Origin of the sequence: Pantoea sp. BAV 3049 (assembly GCF_009765445.1) — a bacterium.
Lineage (GTDB): Bacteria > Pseudomonadota > Gammaproteobacteria > Enterobacterales > Enterobacteriaceae > Erwinia.
Map to the genome: position 1 here is coordinate 4,599,400 of NZ_WHOY01000031.1, position 13,797 is coordinate 4,613,196.

15 protein-coding genes, 1 pseudogene and 1 riboswitch are annotated in these 13,797 nt (G+C 54.2%); of the genes and pseudogenes, 8 read left to right on the forward strand and 8 right to left on the reverse strand.

Annotation, left to right across the window (positions count from 1 at the left end; genetic code table 11):
- The first annotated feature begins 6 nt into the window (after positions 1 to 6).
- The 7 genes and pseudogenes from GSQ70_RS22850 (at position 7) to GSQ70_RS22875 (ending at position 5,413) form a co-directional block, all read left to right on the forward strand.
- Positions 7 to 369, forward strand: coding sequence for a hypothetical protein (locus GSQ70_RS22850; protein WP_158784649.1), 363 nt, complete (start codon positions 7 to 9; stop codon positions 367 to 369).
- Complete coding sequence (locus GSQ70_RS22855) at positions 353 to 742, forward strand: LexA family transcriptional regulator (RefSeq protein ID WP_158784650.1); 390 nt, start codon at positions 353 to 355, stop codon at positions 740 to 742. The genes GSQ70_RS22850 and GSQ70_RS22855 overlap by 17 nt, the downstream gene beginning before the upstream one ends.
- Positions 735 to 878, forward strand: coding sequence for a hypothetical protein (locus GSQ70_RS25820; RefSeq protein ID WP_199257297.1), 144 nt, complete (start codon positions 735 to 737; stop codon positions 876 to 878). Before GSQ70_RS22855 ends, GSQ70_RS25820 begins: the two co-directional genes overlap by 8 nt.
- Positions 875 to 1,117, forward strand: coding sequence for an excisionase (locus GSQ70_RS22860; RefSeq protein WP_158784651.1), 243 nt, complete (start codon positions 875 to 877; stop codon positions 1,115 to 1,117). Before GSQ70_RS25820 ends, GSQ70_RS22860 begins: the two co-directional genes overlap by 4 nt.
- On the forward strand, positions 1,101 to 2,225 hold the full coding sequence (locus tag GSQ70_RS22865) for a phage integrase Arm DNA-binding domain-containing protein (RefSeq protein ID WP_158784652.1): 1,125 nt from the start codon (positions 1,101 to 1,103) through the stop codon (positions 2,223 to 2,225). Before GSQ70_RS22860 ends, GSQ70_RS22865 begins: the two co-directional genes overlap by 17 nt.
- Positions 2,226 to 2,358: 133 nt before the next feature.
- The gene (locus GSQ70_RS22870; protein ID WP_158785438.1) at positions 2,359 to 4,170 is read left to right on the forward strand and encodes a methyl-accepting chemotaxis protein; all 1,812 of its coding nucleotides are present in this window, start codon (positions 2,359 to 2,361) and stop codon (positions 4,168 to 4,170) included.
- 231 nt (positions 4,171 to 4,401) lie between these two features.
- Positions 4,402 to 5,413 (forward strand): annotated as a pseudogene (locus GSQ70_RS22875) (hypothetical protein).
- A gap of 440 nt (positions 5,414 to 5,853) precedes the next feature.
- Here GSQ70_RS22875 and GSQ70_RS22880 read toward each other — a convergent pair.
- From GSQ70_RS22880 to moaA, 7 genes are all read right to left on the reverse strand, one after another.
- Positions 5,854 to 6,948: a DUF1615 domain-containing protein gene (locus tag GSQ70_RS22880; RefSeq protein ID WP_158784653.1), complete on the reverse strand. Its 1,095-nt coding sequence runs from the start codon at positions 6,946 to 6,948 to the stop codon at positions 5,854 to 5,856.
- A gap of 11 nt (positions 6,949 to 6,959) precedes the next feature.
- Positions 6,960 to 7,595, reverse strand: coding sequence for a TetR/AcrR family transcriptional regulator (locus GSQ70_RS22885; RefSeq protein WP_158784654.1), 636 nt, complete (start codon positions 7,593 to 7,595; stop codon positions 6,960 to 6,962).
- 3 nt (positions 7,596 to 7,598) lie between these two features.
- Positions 7,599 to 8,051, reverse strand: coding sequence for a molybdopterin synthase catalytic subunit MoaE (moaE, locus tag GSQ70_RS22890; RefSeq protein WP_158785439.1), 453 nt, complete (start codon positions 8,049 to 8,051; stop codon positions 7,599 to 7,601).
- 1 nt (position 8,052) lies between these two features.
- A complete protein-coding gene (moaD, locus tag GSQ70_RS22895; protein WP_158784655.1) occupies positions 8,053 to 8,298 on the reverse strand; it encodes a molybdopterin synthase sulfur carrier subunit in 246 nt (81 codons plus the stop codon).
- Complete coding sequence (gene moaC / locus GSQ70_RS22900; protein ID WP_158784656.1) at positions 8,291 to 8,776, reverse strand: cyclic pyranopterin monophosphate synthase MoaC; 486 nt, start codon at positions 8,774 to 8,776, stop codon at positions 8,291 to 8,293. The genes moaD and moaC overlap by 8 nt, the downstream gene beginning before the upstream one ends.
- On the reverse strand, positions 8,776 to 9,291 hold the full coding sequence (gene moaB / locus GSQ70_RS22905) for a molybdenum cofactor biosynthesis protein B (RefSeq protein ID WP_158784657.1): 516 nt from the start codon (positions 9,289 to 9,291) through the stop codon (positions 8,776 to 8,778). Before moaB ends, moaC begins: the two co-directional genes overlap by 1 nt.
- Before the next feature lie 17 nt (positions 9,292 to 9,308).
- Positions 9,309 to 10,298, reverse strand: coding sequence for a GTP 3',8-cyclase MoaA (gene moaA, locus GSQ70_RS22910; protein ID WP_158785440.1), 990 nt, complete (start codon positions 10,296 to 10,298; stop codon positions 9,309 to 9,311).
- Positions 10,285 to 10,417, reverse strand: a riboswitch (molybdenum cofactor riboswitch). It overlaps the preceding gene by 14 nt.
- A gap of 182 nt (positions 10,418 to 10,599) precedes the next feature.
- Between moaA and yvcK the strand changes: the two genes are divergently transcribed.
- Positions 10,600 to 11,508: a uridine diphosphate-N-acetylglucosamine-binding protein YvcK gene (gene yvcK / locus GSQ70_RS22915; protein ID WP_158784658.1), complete on the forward strand. Its 909-nt coding sequence runs from the start codon at positions 10,600 to 10,602 to the stop codon at positions 11,506 to 11,508.
- 56 nt (positions 11,509 to 11,564) lie between these two features.
- On the opposite strand, the gene uvrB is transcribed toward yvcK, so the two are convergent.
- Positions 11,565 to 13,589, reverse strand: a complete 2,025-nt coding sequence (gene uvrB / locus GSQ70_RS22920; RefSeq protein WP_158784659.1) for an excinuclease ABC subunit UvrB — start codon at positions 13,587 to 13,589, stop codon at positions 11,565 to 11,567.
- Positions 13,590 to 13,797: the final 208 nt, after the last annotated feature.

Here is a 13,797-nt window from a genome sequence, read left to right on the forward strand (position 1 = left end):
AGCAGAATGAAAAACTTTATCAACGTTGAAAAGCTGGAAACTATCGCTGACTGCCTGGCAGCCCTCGCGCAAATCACAGCTGATATTGAGGATATTCGCCTGCAGCTGGATTTTCCTCGCGGTGACGATCCGGAGTGGCAGCAACGCGCCAGCTTCGCCTTCAGAAAGTGCAAAGCTATCAAGATGAATATCAGCACCAAACTGGCGGTACTGCGCCAGCAGGAGAAGGAGCAAAACAGGATTGTCAATGTGCAGCACAATGACCTGTTGATTGCAGAAATGCGGCGCTACCTGCCCCGCTCCGCGTTCGCCGCCTGTGTTCACCGGGCGAAGATGAAACAGGAGGCAGCCTGTGAAACGACTGACTGAAACCCAACAAGCAACGCTCGACTTTATCCGGGGATACATTCGCGAAAACCGATTGGCTCCAACATATAGTGAAATCGCCAGTGGCATGGGCTGGAAGTCAGCCAATAGCGCCGATGAACACGTCAGGTCTCTGATAAAGAAAGGTCACCTGAAGAAAAGGCGCGGAGCCAGTCGCGGGCTTGTATTGACCGACAGCGCCGCTGTTGAAACCTGCCAGTGGTCGTACAGCGATGAACCGGATTATCACTGGATAGGTGCCTGCGGGATGGCATGGTGGTTCAGCGATGACGGACCAGCAGAGAATAACTTCAAGTTCTGCCCCGGCTGCGGTAAGCCGGTAAAAATCGATGAGCAGGAGGCCGAAGATGAATAAAGCCTTTGAGACGATGGTGCGCATGAAGTACGGCGACCGCTACGACCTTACCCGCGATATGCACGGTTACTATTGCCGGGAAGTGGTTAAGCGGATGTTTGAAGTGTGGTGTGAGTGTAAGGGGGTGGCAGCGTGAGCAGGACAATCAAACTGCTGGACTGGGCGAAGGAGGAGTTCGACGAGCCGATCCCCAGTATGCCTTCACTTTTAAAGTATGTGAAAAATGGCATGATATCGCCCCAGCCTTTTAAGGCCGGTAGGTGCTGGCGGGTAGACAGAACAGCGCGTTTTGTTGGTATGTCCGTCAAGCCAGTTATCAAAAAAAATGACGATGATCGCCTGAAAAGGATACTTGAAGATGGCACGTCCACGTAAATACAACGTCACTATACCGGGCCTGTCGTGCTACACCGACGCCAGGACAAAGAAGGTTTACTGGCGATACAAGCACCCGGTAACAGGGAAGTTTCACGGCCTGGGTACTGATGAGGCGGCGGCGGTTGCAATCGCTGCTGAGGCCAATATGCGCCTGTCTGAAAATCAAATGGCAAACATGCTCAAGGCAAGGGAGGAAATCGCTAAAAGCACCGCGCATGGCGTAACCGCTTATGCCTGGGCTGAAAAGTACCTTAAGATTCAAAATGAAAAGGTTGAAGCCGGGGAGTTGAAAGAAAGTACCGTTGCTTTCAGAAGGTCTGCATTGAAAGCCTTAACCAACTATTGTGGTATTCGTGTACTTCAGGATGTGGGAACGCGCGATATTGCATCGATCATTGACGAGTATACAGAGCGCGGTAAAGCCCGAATGGGGCAGATGGTGCGCTCTGTATTGATCGACGTTTTCAAAGAGGCTCAGCATGCAGGTGAGGTTTCACCCGGCCATAATCCGGCTCTGGCCACAAAGAAACCTCGCGCAAAAGTCACGAGGCAGAGACTGTCACTTGATGAATGGAAAGCTATTTATGAAGAGTCCAAAAACTTGCCTTCCTGGGCATCCAGATCCATGTTGCTGGCACTTGTTACAGGCCAAAGGCTGGGCGATATCGCGGCGATGAAATTTACCAACATCTGGGATGATGCTTTGCATGTCGAACAGCTTAAAACCGGCTCTAAAGTAGCGATACCACTTTCCCTTCGCTGTGAGGCTATTGGAATTTCACTTCGTGAAATCATTGCCGATTGTCGTGACTCCGTACTTAGCCCCTGGATACTCCACCACCATCACGCACGTCGAAATTGTGAACGTGGTGGAGCTGTGAAGAGCGACACTATCACTATGGCTTTCACTGAAGCACGTAAACGCTGCGGGCTGGATTGGGCCGATGGGTCGCCGCCGACCTTTCACGAACAACGTTCACTGTCTGAGCGCCTCTATCGCGAACAGGGCATTGCTACTCAGATATTACTTGGACACAAAACCAGCCTGATGACAGACAAATATAATGACGATCGAGGAAAAGAATGGAAGCTGGTAGGCGTCTAAACTATCAGCAGTTTTGCAGAATCGTTTTGCAGTGATTTTGCAGTGATTTTGCAGAAAGAGTAAATTAATAATTATATCAACCACTTAAGAATTCACTTGATTGCTGAGTTGGCAGTCCAGCCAGCAACAGCGCATGCTGGCCGAAGAGTACCTCGGACAAATCGCCGAAAGTAACGCGCTGGGAGTGCAGAAAGATCTGGAGTACGCCCGCACCGTCGCTAAAGATCTGGGACAGAGCCTGATTGCCCTTCCCGGTGCCGGGATCGCCGACCGTAAGGTCGCTGAAGACCTGATGAAATACTCCCTCAAACAGAACCCGGATTATCTGTCGATGTCGGTGATTTTTGAAGCCAACGCTTTCGACGGCAAAGATGCGGAAATCGCCCAACAGCCGGGCGCAGCGCCACAAGGCCGGTTTGCGCGCTTCGTCGACCGTGACAAAAACGGCAATTTTGCCCTGCATAACCTCGACTCATTCCTGACTCCGGGTCAGGGAGACTACTATCTGATCCCGCAAAAGCTGCAGAAAGACGTGCTGATTGAACCCTACAGCTATGCCTATAACGGCGTGGATACGCTGCTGACCTCGGTGGCTGCGGTGGTGATTGACGATAACAAACTGAAGGCGGTGATTACCTCCGATATTTCCCTCGCTTCACTGCAGCAAACCGTTGGCGCGATCAAGCCGTGGAAAGGCATTGGTTATGCCCTGCTGCTGTCGAATAAAGGCCTGGTGGTTTCCAGCCCCGATAAAGCGCAGTCGGGTAAACTTTATCCCGGAGAAACCGACAAATTCAGCCAGAACATTACCGAGCACTACGACAGTGTACTGGGTGAAAACGTGCTGGAAACCTGGCGTCCTGTGAAGATCGGCAACAGCGAACTACCGTGGTATCTGGGTATTGTTACGCCGGTTAAGGCGGTGATGGCCATCGCAAACCGCCAGCTGATGAACGCGCTGATGATGATGGTGCTGAGCATTGTGATTGTCTGCGCCGTTCTGGGCCTGCTGTTCAGCCGGAAAGTTGCCCGCCCTGTCGGTGGTGAACCCGCTCGGGCCGCCGAGATCGCCCTTGGCGTGGCGGAAGGCGATCTGACGGCAGAAATCCCGGTTGGCGCAAATGACCGCCAGAGTATTTTCTTTGCCATGCAGACCATGCAGCAGCAATTGCGCACCATGGTTGGCGAAATCATTTCCGCCAGTGATTCAGTGCGCCAGGGCGCTGGCGAGATTGCCTCGGGCAACCTTGATCTTGCTTCGCGAACGGAGCAGCAGGCAGCCGCGCTGGAACAAACAGCCGCCAGCATGGAGCAACTGACCGCCACGGTGAAGCACAACGCCGACAATGCGCATCAGGCAACTTCACTTACTGAAAATGCCACTGATATCGCCAGACGCGGCGAGCAGCTGGTGCAGCAGGTGGTAACGATTATGCAGCAGATCGATGAGAGTTCGCGCAAGATAGGCGCAATCACCAGCATTATTAACGGCATTGCTTTCCAGACCAACATCCTGGCACTGAATGCCGCGGTTGAGGCAGCACGGGCCGGTGAACAGGGTCGTGGCTTTGCCGTAGTGGCAGCAGAAGTGCGCAGCCTGGCTCAGCGCAGCGCCAATGCGGTGAAAGATATCTCCGCACTGATTAGCGAGTCCACCCAACGTGTTGATCAGGGCGTCACGCTGGTTCAGAATGCCGGGAAAACCATGCAGGAGATGACCTCGGCGGTGAATTCAGTGAAAACGATCATCGGCGAGATTGTGCACGCTTCTGACGAGCAGTCGCAGGGAATTGGTCAGGTGACGGTAGCCGTTAATCAGATGGATGGCGCCACTCAGCAGAACTCCGCGCTGGTGCAGCAGATGTCGGCCGCCGCCGCCTCGCTGGAAGACCAGGCGCAGCAGCTGGCACAGACCGTGCAGTTGTTCAGGTTGGATGCCGCATAACCCATACAGGGGCGGAACTCATCCGCCCCATTCTCTCCTGAGCCCCCCACCTTATACTCCTGCCAGAACGCTTATCGCAGATGAAGCAGTGATCCCTGTCTGACAAAATGACGACACTTTTTGCGTGCTGAAGCAGAATTATTTATATTTACCGCAGTTTTTCTGACCACGTTGATATTGCCATATATGGCAATCATCACTGACTTTGGGAAATAAAGGGAGAAAGGAAGCATGGCGTGTAACATAGCCCCCGGATATTGCGTAGTGGAACGAGCCGGATCGCTGGATTATCAGGCGCGGGAACTGTTCAGAGATAGCCGTTCCCCGTCCGCCAGCCTGTTTATGAAACTCAATGCGGATACGCAGTGGCTGAAGCCCGGCCAGATTCTGATTGTTGCTGACCCGTACACGCCAGCTCAACTTACCCTGCAAATGCTGAACACGCTCAGGCAGGCGAAGCAAAAAACCAATGCGGCTTTTATCGGCGTAAATGCCGAAGAGGCCGGTTTTATGCGAAAGCATTACGGGGCGATTGCCGCGCTGACCAGCGTCGGGGATAAGGTTTTCAGTACCGCCGGAGATGCCGGTGAAAAATATTTTAATACTATTGAGCAAACCCTCAAAAAAATCGAGGCCAGCTATCAGAACCAGTTCCGCACTCAGGGTTCGCTTATAAGTCAGCAATTCTTTATTGAACGTAATCAACTGCTAAATCAGTTAAAGGATCTGGTTAACAAACCGCTGTTAAAAATCACTTTCCCGCCATACGGTGAAATTCCGGGAGTATGAAAATATGAAGCGGGCGTTAAATCTCTCCAGCCGTTCGATAGTGCATGAGTGGTCCACTGTGGGGATGGGTGGTATACCAGGATATTCATACTATGTCGGCAATGCGGCCAGAGCGGCTCGTTTCCTCAAAGCCGGGGGCTATATTGGTATTGGTTTCTCTTTTGCCGGAACGACTAATGACGTGGTGGATGCTTGTACTAAAGGGCGTGAAGGTGAATGCAAGAAAGTGGTTTACAGAGAATATTCAAAGTTCGGTGCAGGAACTTTAGCAGGATTAGGTACTGGAGCAATAGGTGCTGCTGCTGGACTGGGAGTATGTGCAGCAATTGGTATCGCCACAGCAGGTGTGGGAGGAGTTGCATGCGCAGCAGTCGGTTCAATAGCCGCGGGCTATGCGGGTAGTCAGGTAAGTGATTCTCTGATTGATGCTTTTTTTGACTATTTCGAGAAATAAAAAATGAAATCCATAGCAATGTTTATTGCCATTATCCCTTTAATTTGTTTGATTGCGTGCATTTTATTATATGGTTTAAATAGAAAAAATTATCATAACCTGCTCAATGAATTAAAAAAGGAAAATGTCCTGCCTGTTTTTTATTCATATCATTCAAGTGTGGGTTTTTTTGGCGCACCCGTAATGGCTTATTTATTCCTGAGAATAAAAAACAACAAAAAAATATTTTTCATTAATGAGGGTAATGATATTTATAACTTTCCCAATAAAAAGAACAACAAACATCTCATTAATGGAATAATACCGTTTTACTACACTTTCCTGACAGGATTAGGATTCACCTGCATCCTGTGTTTTATTGGCCTGATGATTAAATTACAAACTGCGTTTATCTCGTAGTGCGCGCAACCTTAAGGGCGGCACACAACCGCCCCGCTCTCTTAATTCCCGCGGGTCAGGCAACTCTGATAGCGGCCCTCAACCCGCTGGGCAAACCAGGCTGTGGTCAGATTTCGGGTGATTTTGGGGCTCTCCAGCTTGATGCCCGGCAGCATCTCACGCGGCTGCCGCTTCCCGGCATTTTTATCCGCCAGCGCAAATACCTGCCGCCATAAATCCGTTTTCTCAAAATCCTGCGTCTGCCCTTTCTCCAGTGCTCTGCGGATCGCGCTGTTACTCATATCCAGACGTTTACCCAGCGTCCGGACCGCCAGCTCGGTTGAACCGGCCACATCCGAACCGTACTGGATCAGATCGCCATCCAGCGCCAGTTTGATTCCACTCAGACGGGCAACGGCAGCCTGGAACGCGGCGTTACGGCTGGAGTACCACCCTGCGTTGTAATCGGCAAAGCGGTATATCGCCCGGCTGTAATCCGCCGGATAGCCAAGCAGATGCATAGTGCCAAACCAGACGCCGCCCCGGCGGGTGAACACTTCACGGCGGATGCTACCATCAACCGGATACGGATAGCCTTTGGCGTGCGCTTCGGCGAAGTCGATGCTGACCTGCATCGGGCCACCGGTATGAATCGGATTAAGGTTGCCGAACAGCTTCTGCCCCATCGGCACCATGTTGATGAAATCATCAAAAATAGCGCTAAGCTCTTTTTCGCTCTTCACGTGATCCAGCCGATCGGTATAGCTCTTGCCGTCAGGGGATTTAATCATCAGCGCGGTGCGCACCACAAAAGAAGGGATATGCAGCTTACCGGCACGACGGTCAATCTCGCCCCATGCAATTTTCGGCAGCCCCGGAATCGCGGCATCGGCGTTGAAACCGGACTCCTGATCGGTGATGGCGATGACCGAGCACAGGTTACTGGCTGAAGGATCGATACCCTGGCCGTTAAACGCCACAAAGAGGGCTTCGGTCCAGGCCTGGCGATCGCTGACCTTCACCGGCAGCAGCTGGTTTATCTGCGATTTTACATCAGCTGGTCGTCGTTCCGGTGCCTGTGAAGTGGGCTTGCTGCTACAGCCTGCCAGCACCAGTAGCCCCAGCAGCGACAGACGCTTAATTGCGGAGTAATTCATTGCTTTCCTTGTTATTCAACAGCGCTCGCCGCCTGGTACAGATACGCGCGCGTCAACGCAACCAGCTGCAGGCGGAAAGCGTCTTTATCTTCCAGCTCAAACCGCCCTTCGAGGAACAGACGCACCGGGCCGTAGATAGCGCCCAGCGTCATTAATGACACCATCGACAGCGCCTTAAACTTGCCATCGCTGGCGGTCTCCAGCATCGCAGAAACCGACATCAGCACCCGCTTCTGCGGTGACTTGATCAGCTCGGGTGCCGCATAGTTCTCAGCAATGGCATACAGCGCCCGCGACAGCACCGGATCGCCGAGTTTGGACTTCAGCCAGCCCGCCACCAGCCCCTGCGCCATCTCATCCAGCGACAGATGATGACAGGCTACGCAGGCTTCATCGACGTCGTCCGCCACCGCGTGCAGATGGCGCACCAGCACCGCCGTCAGCAACGTTTCCCGGTTGGGATAATACTGGTAGAGCGTGCCGACGGAAACGCCAGCCCGTTCAGCTACACGGGTAGTGGTGCAGGGGTCGATGCCCTCACGCAATAAAACCTGGATGGTGGCATCAAGAATGGCGTCCACGGTGGCAATGGATCGCGCCTGAACCGGGGATTTACGCGGGATATTCAGGTCTGGCTGCTGGCTCACTGGCTACTCCCACCGCGAGGCGGCCTGCTGGTCGCTGTCGCGTGATTCCACCCAGCGATCGCCTTCAGGGGTCGCTTCGCGCTTCCAGAAAGGTGCGCGGGTTTTCAGGTAATCCATAATAAATTCGGCTGCGGCAAACGCGCCTGCCCGATGAGCTCCACTGACGCCAACCATCACAATTTCATCACCGGGAAACAGTTCTCCGATGCGATGGATGACCGTAACTCGTTGCATTGGCCAGCGTTCCCGGGCTTCAGCGACGATCTCTTCCAGCGCTTTTTCGGTCATGCCCGGATAGTGCTCCAGGGTCAGAGCGGCCACCTGGTCACCCAGATTATGATTACGGACTTTGCCGGTGAAGGTTACTACTGCACCGTCTTCATCACAGGCCGACAGCCAGCGGTACTCACTGGCCATATCGAATGGCGCAGGTCCGACGATAATTTTCGTTTCCAGGTTATCCTCCGGTCACCGGCGGGAAGAAGGCGACTTCATCCCCGGATTTAAGTGGATGCTGAGGAGAAACCAGCGTCTGGTTTACCGCAGCCAGCAGCTTGCCGGACTCCAGCGCCAGCGCCCAGCGGTCGCCTTTGGCAGCCAGGGCGGCACGCAGGGCTTCCACCGTGGCGTACTCTTCCGTCATGGTGACGCTGCCGGTCCCCACCAGCTCACGCACCTGGGCAAAAAACAACACGTTAATCATGATCTGCCGCCCGGAAATCGCCAGACTTGCCACCGCTTTTGCTCAGCAGGCGACAGTGCTCGATGCTGATGTCTTTCTGCACCGCTTTACACATGTCATAGATGGTCAGTGCTGCAACAGAGGCTGCCGTCAGCGCCTCCATCTCCACACCGGTTTTTCCGGTCAGACGGCACAGCGATTCAATCCGCACCCGATGATGTTCCACTTCGGCAACCAGTGTCACTTCCACTTTGCTCAGCAGCAGGGGATGGCACAGCGGGATCAGTTCCCAGGTGCGCTTGGCCGCCTGGATACCGGCAATCCTCGCCGTGGCGAAAACATCACCTTTATGATGGCTGCCGTCGATGATCATCTGCAGCGTTTCCGGATTCATCACCACGAAGGCTTCCGCCCGCGCTTCACGGACGGTTTCATTTTTAGCCGAGACGTCCACCATGTGGGCCTCGCCTGCGGCATTGATATGGGTCAGTTGCGACATCAGAGTTTCTTCACATGCGAAACAAAGTTACAAGGTCGGGTGCGGGCATCCAGCTGCTCCTGAATGACCCTTTCCCACGCGCTCTGGCAGGCTCCGGTCGAACCGGGCACGGCAAAAATCAGCGTCTGATTAGCCATTCCGGCCACCGCGCGGGACTGCAGATTTGCACTGCCAATCTCTTCATAAGAGATCATACGGAACAGCTCACCAAAGCCTTCGATCTCGCGATCAAACAGCGGCACCAATGCTTCAGGGGTGCTGTTTTTGCTGTTGAATCCGGTGCCGCCATTGACGATCACCACCTGCACATCATCACTGGCAATCCAGCTGGAGACCACCGCGCGGATACGGTAACGGTTATCTTTTACCAGCGCATGATCCAGCACCTTGTGGCCTGCTTCCGTCACTGCCTCACGCAGATAGTCACCGGAGCTGTCGCTGGCCGCATCGCGGCTGTCAGAAACGGTCATCACCGCCACGTTAAGCGGCACAAATTCGGCCGTCGATTTTCCCATTATTTGCGTCCTTAGCGTTAACCGCCGATATAAGAGAGATTCTGGGTAATGCCCGTGTTGCCCTGATGCAGGAAGTGCGTCTGCTTTTTGCTGTGCAGGCAGGCGGCAATTCGCTGCTGCAGCTGCTCCTGCTGGCTGTCATCCGCCAGTAAATCCCGCAGGGACACGCCACCGTCGCCAAACAGGCAGAGATGCAGTTTACCGGTGGCGGAGACGCGCAGGCGGTTGCAGCTGGCGCAAAAGTCCTTTTCATAAGGCATAATCAGGCCAATTTCACCCTGATAGTCAGGATGGCGGAACACCTGCGCCGGACCGTCGCTGCGCCCACGGGGCTGGCGGATCCACCCCTGCAACAGCAGGCTGTCACGGATCACCGAGCCGGAGATATGGTGTTTACGGAACAGTTCGCCACCGTCACCGGTTTCCATCAGCTCGATAAAGCGTAGCTGGATTGGGCGCGAGCGGATCCAGTCAAGGAAAGTTTGCAGGCTGTTATGATTGATATTGCGCATCAGCACGGTATTAACTTTAACCTTGCTGAACCCGGTTTCAAAAGCGGCATCGATACCGCTCATCACCTGCTGAAATTTATCCTGGCCGGTGATGGCGTGGAACTGACGGGCATCAAGACTGTCGATACTGACGTTGAGAGCAGTCAGACCTGCTTCGCGCCAGTGAGCGACATCGCGGGCCAGCCGGTAACCATTGGTGGTCACCGCCAGCTGGCGGATGGCAGAATTTTCGCGTACGGCGGCGATAATGTCGGTAAAGTCACGCCGCAGCGAGGGCTCGCCGCCGGTCAGGCGCACTTTTTCTGTGCCCGCAGCCGCAAAGGCACGGGTCACACGCCGGATCTCATCCAGCGAAAGGAAGCTTTTGTTCGCTACGCCCTGCGGTTGGTAACCATCAGGCAGGCAGTAGTTGCAACGAAAATTGCAAACATCAGTGATCGACAGGCGCAGGTAATAAAAGCTGCGGTCGAAGCTATCGGTAAATTGTGGCACCAGAACACCTTTCCAGAGACGGGAGATGCAGGCATTTCTTTCTGCACCCTGGCAACTCAAAGGTTGCGGCCAGGGTACCGTATCCGCAGACTTAGGTACCAGGGCTAAGTGTGACTTACCGCACATCGGTAAATCATGGTGACAAAATTCTACCGCTATTGTGAAGCCGTTACCAGAACGAAGTTTCGCTATACATTTTGATATATAACGAATTTTCACCACATTTTCGCCACACGTTAGCGTAAAATAAACAAAAAATGCCAGACCAGTTTCCGGAATGGCCTTAACCTCTGAAAGGAATTTTATGCGTAATCGCACATTGGCCGATCTCGATCGCGTCGTCGCTCTCGGCGGCGGCCACGGCCTGGGCCGCGTGATGTCGGCTCTTTCCCCTTTGGGTTCCCGCCTCACCGGTATCGTCACCACCACCGATAACGGCGGGTCGACCGGGCGTATTCGTCGCTCCGAAGGCGGGATTGCCTGGGGTGATATGCGCAACTGCCTGAACCAGCTGATCACCGAACCGAGCGTGGCCTCAGCGATGTTTGAATACCGTTTTGCCGGGAATGGCGAACTGGCCGGGCACAACCTGGGCAATCTGATGCTGAAAGCGCTGGACCACCTCAGCGTCCGCCCGTTTGAAGCGATTAATTTGATCCGAAATTTACTGAAGGTGGATGCTTTTTTAATCCCGATGTCCGAACAGCCGGTTGACCTGGTCGCCATCGACAGCGAGGGGCATCTGGTTTATGGCGAAACTGAAATTGACCAGATGCAGCAGCCGCCGCAGGAGCTGATGCTGTCGCCGGTTGTTAACGCCACGCGGGAAGCGGTTGAAGCCGTCGGGGAAGCGGATCTGATCCTGATTGGACCGGGCAGTTTTTATACCAGCCTGATGCCGGTGCTGCTGATGCCGGATATGGCACAGGCACTACGTCGCACGCCCGCCACCATGGTGTTTATCGGCAATCTGGGGAAAGAGTTAAGCCCGGCGGCGGCGCAGCTGTCACTGGCCGATAAGCTGGCGATGATGGAGAAATACATCGGGAAAAAGGTGATTGACGCGGTGGTGGTCAGCCCGCTGGTGGACACCCGCAACGTCACTGACCGGTTGATTATTCAGGAGCCGCTGGAGGCTGCCGATATCAAATATCGCCATGACCGTCAGCTGCTGCATATCGCGCTGGAACACGCTATTCAGTCAATTGGCTGATCAAATGGGGGACGAATAAATTTGCCCCCGACAGCGGCCTGCCAAACAGAATGACCTCAGGAAGCGGCGATAAACAGCTCGCGCATCTGATGCAACTGATCGCGAACATGAGCCGCTTCTTCGAACTCCAGGTTCTGCGCGTGCTCCTGCATTTTCGCTTCCAGCTCGTGGATTTTCTTCTGCAGCCCTTTGGGTGACATATCCATTGGCACCGCATCGTCTTCCACGATGCTGCGAGGCCCTTTGCCGCGAGTTTTGGTTTTGTTCTTGTTGATCCCCTGCCCCAGCTCAAGAATATCGGCGATTTTCTTGTTAAGCCCCTGCGGAACGATGCCCCGCTCTTTGTTGTAGATCTCCTGCTTCTCCCGACGGCGTTCGGTTTCGCCAATCGCCCGCTCCATCGACGGCGTGATCTTATCGCCATACAGGATGGCTTTGCCGTTAACGTTACGCGCTGCACGCCCGATGGTCTGGATCAGCGAGCGCTCGGAGCGCAGGAAGCCCTCTTTATCCGCATCCAGAATGGCCACCAGCGACACCTCCGGCATATCCAATCCTTCCCTCAGCAGGTTGATCCCCACCAGCACGTCGAACTCGCCCAGCCTCAGGTCGCGGATAATCTCCACCCGCTCGACGGTATCAATATCCGAGTGCAGGTAACGAACCCGTTCGCCGTGCTCTTCCAGATATTCGGTCAGGTCTTCCGCCATGCGCTTGGTCAGCACCGTGACCAGCACGCGCTCGTTGATCGCCACCCGCTTGCGGATTTCTGACAGCAGATCGTCCACCTGAGTACCCACCGGCCGGACCTCAATCAGTGGATCGAGCAACCCGGTCGGGCGCACCACCTGGTCAATCACTTCGCCACCCGACTTCTCCAGCTCGTAATTGCCAGGCGTCGCGGAAACATAAATGGTCTGCGGCGCCAGCGCCTCGAACTCTTCAAATTTCATTGGGCGGTTATCCAGCGCTGAAGGCAGGCGGAAACCATACTCCACCAGCGTCTCTTTACGCGCCCGGTCCCCCCGATACATGCCGCCAATTTGCGGGATAGTGACGTGCGATTCGTCCACCACCAGCAGACCATCGGCAGGCAGATAGTCAAACAGCGTTGGCGGCGCTTCACCCGGACCACGGCCAGAAAGGTAGCGCGAGTAGTTTTCAATCCCCGAGCAGTAGCCCAGCTCATTCATCATTTCAAGATCGAACTGTGTACGCTGCGACAGGCGTTGCTCTTCCAGCAGCTTGTTGTTCTCCAGCAGTACCTTGCGGCGATCCACCAGCTCTACCTTAATCTCTTCCATCGCCTGCAAAATTCGCTCGCGAGGGGTAACGTAGTGCGTTTTGGGGTAGATGGTGTAACGCGGGATCACCGAATCAATTTGCCCGGTCAGCGGGTCGAAAATCGACAATCGCTCCACTTCCTCATCGAACAGCTCGACGCGCAGCGCGTAGTCATCTGATTCTGCCGGGAAGATATCAATCACTTCGCCACGCACCCGGAAGGTGCCACGCTGGAAAGCCTGGTCGTTGCGGGTGTACTGCAGCTCGGCCAGACGACGCAGAATCGCCCGCTGATCGATCACCATGCCGCGCGTCAGGTGCAGCATCATTTTCAGATAGAGATCGGGGTCGCCCAGACCATAAATGGCCGATACCGAAGCCACCACAATCACATCCCGCCGTTCCAGCAACGCTTTGGTGGCCGACAGACGCATCTGTTCGATGTGTTCGTTAACTGAAGCATCCTTTTCAATAAAGGTGTCAGAACTTGGAACATAAGCTTCCGGCTGGTAGTAGTCGTAATAGGAGACGAAATATTCCACGGCGTTATCCGGGAAGAACTCCTTCATCTCACCGTAAAGTTGAGCTGCCAGAGTTTTGTTTGGCGCCAGTACCATCGTCGGGCGGTTCAGGTCGGCAATCACGTTAGCCACGGTAAAAGTTTTACCGGAGCCGGTGACCCCGAGCAGCGTCTGATGAGCCAGCCCGTCCTCCAGTCCCTCTTCGAGACGGCGGATTGCCTCCGGCTGGTCACCGGAAGGTTTGAAATCGGAGTTGAGTTTAAAGACTTTGCTCATTGAATGACTACCTGCTGATGGATCACACGAACCGGACTCTAATTTTACTCCGCCGCGTCGATTTTACCAGCAAAAAAGACTGGATATAATCACAGTAATTTAGCATGATGCTTTGTTAAATGGCAACAACGCACTTTTGCAGGACCAGCCGGAACTCAAAGTCAGCGTCTGCAGGAGGTTATCCCCAGACAGGGTGAAACTTTAACAT

What these genes read in the sequence shown, in the direction of transcription:
- GSQ70_RS22850 (WP_158784649.1), top strand. Translation starts at nt 7, where the DNA reads ATGAAAAACTTTATCAACGTTGAAAAGCTGGAAACTATCGCTGACTGC.
- GSQ70_RS25820 (WP_199257297.1), top strand. Translation starts at nt 735, where the DNA reads ATGAATAAAGCCTTTGAGACGATGGTGCGCATGAAGTACGGCGACCGC.
- GSQ70_RS22865 (WP_158784652.1), top strand. Translation starts at nt 1,101, where the DNA reads ATGGCACGTCCACGTAAATACAACGTCACTATACCGGGCCTGTCGTGC.
- GSQ70_RS22870 (WP_158785438.1), top strand. Translation starts at nt 2,359, where the DNA reads ATGCTGGCCGAAGAGTACCTCGGACAAATCGCCGAAAGTAACGCGCTG.
- GSQ70_RS22880 (WP_158784653.1), bottom strand. Translation starts at nt 6,948, where the DNA reads ATGAATTACTCCGCAATTAAGCGTCTGTCGCTGCTGGGGCTACTGGTG.
- moaD (WP_158784655.1), bottom strand. Translation starts at nt 8,298, where the DNA reads ATGATTAACGTGTTGTTTTTTGCCCAGGTGCGTGAGCTGGTGGGGACC.
- moaC (WP_158784656.1), bottom strand. Translation starts at nt 8,776, where the DNA reads ATGTCGCAACTGACCCATATCAATGCCGCAGGCGAGGCCCACATGGTG.
- moaB (WP_158784657.1), bottom strand. Translation starts at nt 9,291, where the DNA reads ATGGGAAAATCGACGGCCGAATTTGTGCCGCTTAACGTGGCGGTGATG.
- yvcK (WP_158784658.1), top strand. Translation starts at nt 10,600, where the DNA reads ATGCGTAATCGCACATTGGCCGATCTCGATCGCGTCGTCGCTCTCGGC.
- uvrB (WP_158784659.1), bottom strand. Translation starts at nt 13,589, where the DNA reads ATGAGCAAAGTCTTTAAACTCAACTCCGATTTCAAACCTTCCGGTGAC.